Annotated in this window: 4 protein-coding genes and 1 pseudogene; all 5 read left to right on the top strand. The window is 33.3% G+C overall.

Annotated elements, in window-relative coordinates:
- Positions 1–1,272 (top strand): gliding motility-associated C-terminal domain-containing protein (locus KLA_RS16710; RefSeq protein ID WP_161633471.1); only part of this gene is annotated, 1,272 nt, incomplete at its 5' end.
- Between the two features lie 19 nt (positions 1,273–1,291).
- Complete coding sequence (locus KLA_RS16705) at positions 1,292–2,242, top strand: type IX secretion system membrane protein PorP/SprF (protein ID WP_013620102.1); 951 nt, start codon at positions 1,292–1,294, stop codon at positions 2,240–2,242.
- Between the two features lie 17 nt (positions 2,243–2,259).
- Entirely contained in the window at positions 2,260–4,197 is a 1,938-nt protein-coding gene (locus tag KLA_RS18595; protein WP_034647210.1) for an OmpA family protein, read from the top strand.
- 214 nt (positions 4,198–4,411) lie between these two features.
- Positions 4,412–8,902 (top strand): beta strand repeat-containing protein, encoded by a 4,491-nt coding sequence (locus KLA_RS16695; RefSeq protein ID WP_235183590.1) that lies wholly within the window; start codon positions 4,412–4,414, stop codon positions 8,900–8,902.
- A 416-nt stretch (positions 8,903–9,318) separates the two neighbouring features.
- Positions 9,319–9,781: pseudogene (locus KLA_RS16690) on the top strand (hypothetical protein); the annotation flags it as partial.

Below are 9,781 nucleotides of genomic sequence, written 5' to 3'. Positions count from 1 at the left end.
ACGATGGATTTGATGTTAATGATGAGATCAACGACAGGATCAGATGTTAACGATGGATTTGATGTTAATGATGAGATTAATGATCCAACAAACGATTTGCCAGATACAGACGGTACAGAAGATGTAAACTACAGAGATTTAGATGATGATGGTGATGGTATAAACACACCAGATGAAGATGCAGATGGCGATGGTGACCCAACTAATGATGATACAGACGGTGATGGTACACCAGACTATTTAGATCCTACAGATAATACACCTGGTACAGATACAGATGGTGACGGAGTTCCAGACACTGTAGATTTAGATGATGATAATGATGGTATTTTAGATACAGTAGAAGATGAAAATATTGATGGAGATAATGACCCGTTAACTAATCCTGCGGACACAGACGGAGATGGTATACCAAACCATTTAGATATAGATGCTGATGATGACGGTATTCCTGATAATGTAGAAGCGCAAACAACAGCTGGCTATATTGCTCCTAATAATGATGATGCTGCGACTTACTTAGCTAATGATGGTGTAAATAGTGCATACTTGGGTGGTTTAACACCAAACAATCACGATGGTGAGGATACACCAGATTATATTGACTTAGATAGTGATAATGATTCAGTTCCAGATAATAATGAAGGTAACGACTTTGATTTTGACGGAGTTCCAGATCAGCAATATACTACTATAGATACAGATGGTGATGGCTTAGATGATGGTTATGAAGGATCAGATGTTAACGATGGATTTGATGTTAATGATGAGATCAATGATCCAGCAAACGATTTACCAGATACAGACGGTACAGAAGATGTAAACTACAGAGATTTAGATGATGACGGTGATGGTATAAACACACCAGATGAAGATGCAGATGGCGATGGTGACCCAACTAATGATGATACAGACGGTGATGGTACACCAGATTATTTAGATAATATGGATGATAGCACGCCAGATGAAGATGCGGTAGTAGTTATGCAAATGGTTACACCAAACAGTGATGGTAAAAATGATTTCTTATGGATAGATAATGTAGACCTTGTTCCTAACAACTCATTAAAAATTTATAACAGATGGGGTATAGCAATTTTTGAAGCCAATGGATACAACAACATTAATAATGTTTTTGATGGTAAATCTAAAGGAAGATCTACAGTAAGAGCCGGTGAAGTTTTACCTTCTGGAGTATATTATTACATTTTCAACTACGAACAAAACGGAAAAGATAATACCGATAGTGGTTATCTATACGTAAGTAAATAACAATATTTAATATCATAAAATGATAAAAAGAAGCATTCTAGCAACAATTATATTAGTAATCCTTGTTTTAGATAGTGTTAGTGCACAACAAGATGCGCAATACACACAATATATGTTTAATACTTTAGCTGTAAACCCGGCATATGCAGGCTCTAGAGGGCAATTAAGTATAGCTGCATTATATAGGTCTCAATGGGTGGGTCTAGATGGTGCACCAAAAACTCAGACTATAAATTTACACTCTCCAATAAGGAACAGTAATTTAGGATATGGCGTGTCTATAGTTAATGACCAAATTGGAGATGGTGTTGTACAGGAAACATATATAGATGGTACAGTATCATACACATTAAAACTTGCCCAAGACAGAAAGCTGTCTTTTGGAGTTAAAGTAGGTGGTAACTTATTAAACTTAGATTTTGAAAAACTAAGAAAAATAGATGACGAAGTAGTAGAAACAGATAATATAGATAATAAATTTTCTCCAAATTTTGGGTTGGGTTTTTACTATCATACAAACAAGTTTTACTTAGGGGTATCTGCTCCTAATTTAGTAGAAACAGATCATTTTGATAATAGCAATAGAGACTCAGACGGTGTTCAGTTTTTATCTAAGGATAAGGTAAATTTATATGCTATAACAGGTTATGTTTTTGACCTAAATAATACATTAAAATTTAAACCAGCAGTACTAACTAAAGTAGTTAGTGGTGCACCACTTCAGGTAGATTTATCAGCAAACTTTATGTTTAACGAGAAATTTACATTTGGAGCAGCTTACAGATGGGATGCAGCTGTAAGTGCAATGGCTGGTTTTCAATTGTCAGACCAACTTATGCTAGGTTTAGCATATGATAAAGAGACAACAGAACTGGGAGGTACACAATTTAATGATGGCTCTTTTGAAGTATTTATGAGGTTTGAATTGGTTAGAGCTTTTGAAAAGCTAGTTTCACCTAGATTCTTCTAAAATTTAAAATTAAAAAAATGGTTAAGAAAATTATAGTTTTACTTGCTATACTGTTTTTTGCTGTTGGTAACATTAGTGCCCAAGAGAAATTAATAGAAAAGGCAAATAATAAATACAAAAGTTACGCTTTTAGTCCTGCAATAGATATTTACACTAAAGTTATAGAAAAGGGTTTTGTATCTGCAGAATTATTAGGCAAATTAGCTAACTCATATTATTTTAATGCAGATTATAAAAACGCATCCGTAATATATAAAAGATTAGTAACAGAGTTTGAGGCAGATGTTACAGCAGAACAATATTTTAAGTATGCACAAACGTTAAGAACCTTAGGTGAGTATGATGAATCTAATGCTATTTTAGAGAAGTTCTATGATGTTGCATCCTCTGGAGATAAAGCCTTATTTTCTAAAGATACAGTTGCTTCATCAGAAAAAATTAAAGCCAATACAGACAAATTCAAAATTTCAAAATTTAAGTACAATAGTGCGCATAATGAGTTTGCCCCAACCTTCTTTAAAGAAGGCTTACTTTTCTCATCAGATAGAGATACAGGAAATTTTGCAAAATATAGGCATACTTGGAACTCAAGAGACTTTTTAGATTTATACAAAGTAAACGTAGATAGTGTGTCTTTAGATAAGGTTGCAAAGTTAGATAAAAATGTAAACACAAGATATCATGAATCTACTTCTGCAATTACAAAAGACGGTACTACAATGTACTTTACCAGAAACAATTATAAAGATGGTAAAAGAGTAAAAGATAGTGATGGTGTAGTAAGATTAAAAATATTTAGGGCAGATTATGTAGATGGAATGTGGACAAATATTACAGAATTACCTTTTAATAGTGATAGTTATTCTGTAGCTCACCCTGCATTAAGTAGTGATGAAAAAACATTGTACTTTGCATCTAATATGCCAGGGACTCTTGGTCAGTCTGATATTTTTAGTGTTAGTATTAATGATGACAATACATTTGGAACACCTGTAAACCTTGGTAATAAAATAAATACAGAAGAAAGAGAAACGTTCCCTTATGTATCTAATGAAGATATTTTGTATTTTTCTTCAGATGGTCATTTAGGCCTTGGAGGCTTAGATATTTTTGCTACCAAAATAGCCAATAATAACTTTACAGGTTCTATTGTAAATGTTGGCGAGCCAGTAAATAGTAATATGGACGACTTTACGTTTATTTTTGATAGTGAAAATAGAAATGGATATTTTGCTTCTAACAGAAAAGGCGGTATAGGAGAAGATGATATTTATGCTCTTGTAGAAAATGAACCGTTAGTGTTAGATTGTGTACAGGAAATTACAGGAACAGTTAGAGATAAAATTTCTAACGAAATTTTGGTTGGAGCAGCAATAAAAGTTATAGATGAAAATAACGAAGAAATATCATCAACAATAATGAGATCTAAAGGTGTATACAATATTACATTAGATTGTAATCAAGGTAACTTTGTTAGAGCAGTTGTAGAAGGGTATGTGCCATCAGAAAAATATTTAAACAAATCTAATGGAGAGCCACAGGTTATTGATTTTTATTTAGAGAGAGATAAGGTAACTGCTGGGGCAGGAGACGATTTAGCAAAACTATTACAATTAAGTACTATTTATTTTGATTTAAATAAGTTTGATATTAGACCAGACGCAGAGATTGAAATACAAAAAGTAATAGTTGCAATGGAAAAATTTCCTAGTTTAAAAATTAAAGTGAACTCACATACAGACAGTAGAGGAAAAGATTCTTACAACTTATGGTTGTCTCAAAAAAGAGCAGAAGCCACAGTAAATTATATGGTATCTAAAGGTATTGATGCAAGTCGTTTGCAAGGAGAAGGCTTTGGAGAAACTAAACTTGTAAATAAGTGTGAAAATGGTGTGCCTTGTACAGTAAAAGAACATCAATTAAACAGAAGATCAGAATTCATTATTATAGAATAGATTAACTGCTAGTTAATTCCGAAGAAAGCCTTAACCTAAAAGTTAAGGCTTTTTTTTATTTCTTCTCACTTCATCTTTGTAGAGGTATACATTACATTAACTATTGTTCACAACAAATATTATACACGCTACTCTAAAGGTTATAATTTAGCAGATTGATAAGATGGGTGTGTTTACTTATAGCACATTCCCCAAATTAAACCCAATTCTTATTATGAAGTTGATTAATGTATTTTTTGTAATTGTTTTAATGTTTTTTACTTCTTTAGTAATAGGACAAGAAACGTATTTAGACCGGTTTAGTAATGTTTCATATTCCAATAATAACGGTAGTTCTAATTTTTCTACAAACTGGATTGAGACTGGAGACTCAAATAACGGGCCAACTAGTCAATATATTAGAATTAGTAGTAATCGTTTAGAGTTTTATTACATATGGCAAGAGACAATACGTAGATCGGTCAATTTAAATGGAGCAGCAACTGCTGTTCTTAGTTTTAATTGGCAAGCAATAAGCCTTACAAATGGGAGAAGTTTAGGAATACAAGTTTCTAATAATGGTGGTGCATCTTATACAACTATAGCAACCATAAACGGTAATAATAATGCAGGAACATTTAGTCAAGATATTTCAGGATTTATTTCAGCAACTACTACAGTTAGGTTTGCTAAGTCTGGTTCTAACTGGAACAATAATGATTATGCACTTATTGATAACTTTCAGATAACAGCTACATTTCCTGCCCCAATCCCAGTTATAGAGGTTAATGATGTAACTGTAGATGAAGATGGTGGTAATGCCATTTTTGCAGTAAGACATACAGGAACTAATGCAACAGCACCTTTTGCAGTAAATTACCAAACAGTAAATGGGTCTGCTACAAGTGGTAACGATTATACCGCTACTAATGGAGTATTAAATTTTAATGGTACAGCAGGAGATACGGAGACTATTACAGTCCCTATTTTAAATGATGGCACTATAGAGAATCCCGAAAATTTTACAATAGAGTTTATTTTGTCATCAGACCCACAAGTAGATATTACAGATACAGCAGAAGGTACAATTATAGATGATGATGCTCTAATTATGACAGATGGCGGTAGTGCAACAACTTGTAGTGATACTTTTTTTGATCCAGGAGGATTGTCTAACTATAGTAATAATGAAGATGCTACCTACACAATTTGCCCTGACACTGCGGATACCTATTTAAATGTAAACTTTACCAGTTTTGAAATTGTAACAGGTGATATTTTGTATGTATATGATGGTAATTCTACTAGCGCACCATTAATTGGTGAATATGATAGTGCAAATGTTCCTTCGTCTATTAATTCTTCAGCAGCTTCAGGTTGTTTAACGTTTAGGTTTGTTTCTAATGGTAGTTCAACAGGAGCAGGTTGGGAAGCAGCGATAAATTGTTTTCCAGATGGGCCAATTATAGTAATAGATGACATTTCTTTTGATGAAGATGTAGGTAATGCTGTTTTTACAGTTAGGTCTACAAGAGCTGCCCATGGTAGAAATATATTTTTATTAGGTTTTGTAGAAGAATCTTTTACGGTAGATTTTAGAACAGTAGACGGATCAGCTTTGGCGGGTAGTGATTATACTGCTTCAACAGGTACATTAACCTTTACGGGGGAACTTAATAATGTGCAAACCATTTCTGTGCCCATTGCAAATGATGGTACACCAGAGTTTGCAGAAAATTTTACAATAGAATTTACAAATGCAGAGGCAGAATATGCAACAGTTAATTATAATGATACGGGCACAGGAACAATAAACTCACAAATATTAGCAAATGATCCATTAACACTTTTTCAGGAGTTTGATGGCTATTATGATTATTCTACAACTGGTGGTACTTTAAGAACAGGAGCTAATGGTGTAGACCCATGTGCTGTTACAAATTCATCTTCTAATAGTTTAATTTCAGCCGTACCAGCATCAGCATCAGTAGAGAGAGCATATTTATATTGGTCACACTCAAGTACAGTTAGAGATCCTAATGTGACTTTTGAGGGACAAAATGTATCTGCAAATTTTTTATATCAAACATCTTTAGGGAACAGAAACTTTTTTGGATATGTAAGTGATGTAACTACCATTGTACAAGGTGTCTCAAATTTATCAACCAATGTTTTTGATTTTAGCGATTTAACTATAAATAACACAGGTGATTATTGTAATACATCTACTGTTTTAGGAGGTTGGGCATTGATGGTGTTTTATGAGGATAGATCATTACCAGCAGTAAATATAAACTTATACCAAGGTTTTGATGGTTTAAGTAATGATGGAACATCTTTTACATTAGATTCTTTTTATGCTATTTCTGGAACGGGAGCAAAAGCATCATTCTTATCTTGGGAAGGAGATCCAGATTTAAATGGATCTAGTTCTGGTTCTACAAATCCAGAGGAGCTTTCAATTACAAATCAAAGAAATCAAAATTTTGTGTTAACAGGAGATGGAGGACAAACAGGAAACAATTCATATAATTCTACTATTTATGATAATACAGTAGGTCCACCAGCATATAATAATGCCAATACGTACGGTGTAGATTTAGATACGTATGATATATCTTCATTTATACAACCTGCAGATAGCCAAGTTACAGCTAATGTAGATGTGGGTCAAGATTTTGTGATATCAGCAGCTGTAGTATTAAAGGTTCCTTCAAATTTAATAGCAGGTAGGGTTTTTGAAGACGTAAATTATCCAGGAGGAGAAGGTCGAGACCAAGTAACGTCAGGAGGAGTAGGGCTTTCAGGTGCTGTAGTAGAACTTTTTGATTCCTCAGGAACTTTTATACAAAGAAAAAATACAGAAGCCAATGGTAATTATTCTTTTGGAGGTATGGCAGACGGAGATTACTTTATTAAAGTAGTGAGTTCAACTGTTAGATCCTCTAGAGATAATGGTCCAAACTGTTCTTCTTGTTATCCGGTTCAAACGTACAGGTCTGAGGTAGAGTCGGGTGGTATTGTAGATATTTTAAATGAAGTAGGTGGGGCTAATCCATCAGCTTTTCAAGATGTTTCTTTAGGTGTTATAAATAATGCTCAAAGTGTATCTAAAGTAGAAGTAGCAGGTAATGGAGTTGTAGGTGTTAATTTTGGATTTAATTTTAATACCATAGTTAATACAAACGTAACAGGTCAAGGGTCATTACATCAATTTATAACTAATAGTAATACTTTAGGTGAAACAGGTTTGGATATTGAGTCAAATTCAATTTTTGATCCTGCAGCTACAGAAGATACTTCCATTTTTATGATTCCTATAACTGGTGATCCATTGGGAAGAATTGCAGATGCAAATTATACTAATGGTTATTTTAATATATCATTAGAAAATTCTAATACTTTTCCTGTTATTACAGGAACTAATACAAAAATAGATGGTCGTACACAAACAGCATATTCAGGAAATACTAATACAGGAACTTTAGGTTCTGGAGGTACAACAGTCGGATTACAAAATAGTGTGTTGCCAAATTACAATAGCCCAGAAATTCAGGTATACAGACCTGGTGGAGATGTGCTTAATTTAAATGGAACTAATGTTACTGTTTCTAATATTTCAGTCTATGCTAATAACAATGCAGGTGTTATTATTAGTGGAGGCCAAGGTACAGTTTCTCATTCACTTTTGGGTGTTAATGCTGTTGGTGCTAATGCAGGTAATATTGATTATGGTGTAGAAGTTACAGGAGGAGATGCTACAATAGATTCAAATTTTATAACAACAAACTCCAATGCAGGTATACAAATTAGGGGAGGTTCTTCTGTACTTGTTCAAAATAATCATTTAACAGAAAATGGAACAGGGGCTTGCTTTGATAATATATTTATTGATGGGGGAAATAATATAACAATTACGCAAAATTTAATAGAAAAAGCCGGAGCACTAGGTATTGAAGTTGAAGATGTAGACGATGTTGTTGTTTTAGAAAATACAATTAAAACCTCTGGACAGAATGGAGGGAATTGTAGTGGTGTAATTGAAAATGCAGGTATAAAAATTGATGGCAATAATGCCGCAATTACTAACAATATAATAACGTCTAATGGTGGTGCAGGTATAGTAATTGCAGGAGGTAATACTAGTGGAAATTTAATATCTAGGAATTCAATATTTGCTAACGGAACTACAAGTCCTGCTTTAGGTATAGACTTAGATGCAGGTAATGCTGTTGGTGATGGCGTAACTATTAATGATAACGGAGATGCAGATAGTGGGCCTAACGGTTTAGCTAACTTTGCAGTAATATCTAATGCATTTGTATCTGGATCTAACATTATAGTAGAGGGTTGGTCTAGACCAGGCGCTACCATAGAGTTGTTTTTAACAGATATTAATGAAGGAACTGCAAATACAGGAGACAATAGTTTAGGTATGGTTACAGATTATGGAGAAGGACAAGTGTTTATCGGTTCTATGGTAGAAGGTAGTTCGTCAGATCAATTTCCTAATACTTCTTCTTATTCAGATGATGATGGAAATAATGATACTACAAATAAATTTAGGTTTGTAATTCCAAAACCAGCATCTGTAACTGTTGGAAATTTTGTAACTACTACAGCAACAATTTCAAATTCTACTTCAGAGTTTTCTCCCTTTGTAGTGTTAAAAGTTTTTAATGCTATTACAAATAGAAATATTACGTACAGAATAAAAGGAAATTAAAATTGATAAAAGTTAATTTACAGATATAAAAACAAGATAAAGACTACTTAATTGTAGTCTTTTGTTTTTTTGTAATCCGTTTAAAATGGCATTGTTATCGATTAAAAACGTCTGTTCATAACCAATTTAACAAACATAATTATACTCCACATTGTTTTTATAGAAGTTAACCATACAAATAGGGCTATACACAACATTTATTTTCTAGCGGACTATCTAACGTTAATTTTGTAAAGTAAAGTTATGTATAAGTTACAATCAGATGTTTAAATGTATCAACTCAAAAAAAGTAGAGTAGAAGTACAAGCATCTTAACTTATTACAAAGAAATGAATAGAATAAAAAACCCCAGTATGAAGAAGATTTTACTACCGATGATGCTTTTAATATCATCAATTGCATTCTCACAAACTACCGTGACCTTAGAAGATCAATGTAATTGTGAGGTTTTAAGCGGTACAGATGTCACTGTAGCAGGTATGACCAGTCCTGCAGGAGCAGATTTAGGAGATGTATATGTAAACACAGATACTGGAGTAATTTACTTTTGGGATGGTAATTCTTGGGAGTTGACATCTACTGATGATCAGCAAATTCAAGATTTTAGTTTCGATTCAGATACAAACACATTGACACTTCAATTAGAAAATGGGGGAACTTCTAGTGTTGATTTGACGAGCTTACACATAGTTGAAACATTGACAACTATAATGGCAAACACTGATGGTACTTTCACATACAGAGATGAAGACGGAGTAGATACGGTTATCGATATTAAAGACCTAGAGACGTTAACAGTAGCAGCTTTAAATGCAGATAATACAAATATTGATTATACAGATGAGGATGGAAACACCACACAGTTAGACTTAACTGCAT

The organism is Cellulophaga geojensis KL-A, assembly GCF_000568425.1.
In the GTDB taxonomy this organism is placed as follows: Bacteria; Bacteroidota; Bacteroidia; order Flavobacteriales; family Flavobacteriaceae; genus Cellulophaga; species Cellulophaga lytica.
This window is presented reverse-complemented; position numbering and strand designations above follow the sequence as displayed.

Coding starts and splice junctions, on each gene's coding strand:
- KLA_RS16705 (WP_013620102.1), top strand. CDS start 1,292: ATGATAAAAAGAAGCATTCTAGCAACAATTATATTAGTAATCCTTGTT.
- KLA_RS18595 (WP_034647210.1), top strand. CDS start 2,260: ATGGTTAAGAAAATTATAGTTTTACTTGCTATACTGTTTTTTGCTGTT.
- KLA_RS16695 (WP_235183590.1), top strand. CDS start 4,412: ATGAAGTTGATTAATGTATTTTTTGTAATTGTTTTAATGTTTTTTACT.